General features: G+C 38.5%; 2 protein-coding genes. Both read right to left on the reverse strand.

What is annotated here, in order from left to right; translation table 11 throughout:
- Positions 1-907: carboxypeptidase-like regulatory domain-containing protein (locus ACEW8U_RS10995; protein ID WP_373522089.1), on the reverse strand; the 907-nt coding region annotated here is incomplete at its 3' end.
- Positions 908-1,060: 153 nt separating this feature from the next.
- Positions 1,061-2,378: response regulator (locus tag ACEW8U_RS11000; RefSeq protein WP_373522090.1), on the reverse strand; the 1,318-nt coding region annotated here is incomplete at its 5' end.

Below are 2,378 nucleotides of genomic sequence, written 5' to 3' on the forward strand. Positions count from 1 at the left end.
AATATCTTAAAGGTGCGTCGGATCCATTGAAGTTCAGGTCCCTTTCATTTCTCAATTGAGCAAACTGTACACCATCCAAATATTCAGGGACAACAGTGACTCTTTGAAAACCTATGAAGTTGTTATAATCAACTGAGAATTTTCCTTTAACTCCTTTTTTGGTGGTCACTACGATGACGCCATTCGCGCCTCTCGCTCCATAAATGGCTGATGCAGAAGCATCTTTCAAGACCGAAATACTTTCAATATCCGATGGTGAAAGGTTATTGAATTCTCTCAATCCATCATATTGAATATTATCAATCACCACAAGTGGGTTGGTTCCTCCAAAAGAACCCTGACCTCTAATAATTATTCCCGATTGATCAGCGCCGGGAAGCCCACTTGCTTGGGTCAATTGCACTCCTGCAAACCGACCATACATCAACTGTCCTGAATTGGTCACGGGTTGGTTGACGGCCTCATCGAACCTGACTGTTTCGACAGCCCCTGTAAGATTAAGCCTTTTCTGCTCTCCATATCCCACCACCACAAATTCATCCAATAGTGCCTCACTTTCGGTAAGGCTGATGTTGATGTTTGATTGATTTCCTACCATAACCTCTTGGGTTTGGTAACCGATAAAACTGAACACCAAAATAGATTCCGAAGATGGCACCTCAAGCGTAAATCGGCCATTGATATCAGTGACGGTACCTCGGGTGGTTCCTTTGACTGTAATAGAGACTCCCGGCAATCCATCGCTTTCAGTTTGGGAAACTACAGTTCCCGAAACTTGTCTTGCTTGCTGAAAGGCTTCGGCTTGATAGGCTAAACCAATAAATAGGGGTAGGATTAAGCATAGGCTCTTTCGCCAGCAATGCGAAATACAACTATCAAGTCGACTCTGAGTAAATAATGAGTACATAGACATTTATTTAGGTTTATTGTTGTTGTAGAATTTTTCTACATTCAAATATCTTTTTTATCTATTCAATAGAGTGGTACCAATCAATCAACTTGGGGGTGATATCATTCAAATTTGAAAAAAATGCCACTTAGCGTGTTTTAATGGGTGATATTATTTAATCCCTTCCAGAATCTTAGTTTTATATTCTGAGGGAAGGCATCCAAATTGTTGTTCAAATGATTTTTTGAAGTACTTATAATCATTGAACCCTGATTCAAATGCTACCTGGCTGAGTTTAATATCTGATTGAAGAATGATTTGGGCAGCTTTCTTGAGTTTGATGGATCTGATAAAGCCTGTAAGGGATAATCCTGTAAGGGATTTGATTTTTCTAAATAGGGTAGATTGGCTCATAAAAAGTTCATCGACCATGGTTTCAATACCGAAATTTTCATTTAGGAGGTTATCATTGACCAAATTGATGGCCTTTTCTATAAACTCTTCATCCAAAGAAGATTCATGTACTTCTTCGGTATTTGGTTGGAACCTGACCTTATTGAAAAAATACTCTCTCAATTTCCTCCTGTTTTCAAGGATATTGGCAATTTTGGTTTTGACTATACCCGGATTAAATGGCTTTGTGATGTAATCTTCAGCTCCCGTCTGCAGTCCTTCCAATTCATAGTCCAACGAAGTCCTGGCTGTAAGTAGAATGACAGGAATATGAGAAGTACTGATTTGACCTTTTATTTCCTGACAAAGCCTGATGCCGTCCAAATTGGGCATCATCACATCTGAAACTACCAAGTCCGGCATTTCTCTAATGATAATAGACAACGCATCTGCTCCATCTTCAGCTTCAAGAATTTCATATTCATCTTTGAGAAGTTCCCGCAAATAACTCCTGATATCTTCATTATCATCAGCTACCAAGATTGTGAATGGTTTTTCCTTTTTGGAATCAGCTTCGTCTTCTAACAGGTCAAAATCCAAATCTTCATGCAAACCCAAGGATTCAATGTTCAATGTCTCGATTGTTGATTTGTCTTCCTTAGGCAGAGATGTTGGCAAAGGCAATTCTAAAATGAACGTTGTACCCTGATTAAGCTGACTCTCAACCTTGATATTACCCCCATGCAAGTCCATAATATTTTTGGAGAAAGCCAATCCGATACCGCTACCGACCATTTTAGCAGAATCTGATTGTTGTACTTGAAAAAATCTATTGAAAATTTTCTCTTTATTTTCTTCTGAAAGACCGATTCCTGTATCTGTTATTAAGAGTGCCAGTTTGTCGTTGCTTATCTCAATTTGCAAACTTACATTGCCATGATCCTTGGTATATTTGAATGCATTGGAAAGGAGGTTACAAATGACTATTTCCATTTGATCTCTATCAAAATCCATCATGAACTTTTCGACATTGCTGTCAAAATGATAGCTGATTTTCTTTCTTATGGCTACATTTTTGAAACTATGGAAAATCTCT

It is taken from the genome of Aquiflexum sp. (genome assembly GCF_041751335.1).
Lineage (GTDB): Bacteria > Bacteroidota > Bacteroidia > Cytophagales > Cyclobacteriaceae > Aquiflexum.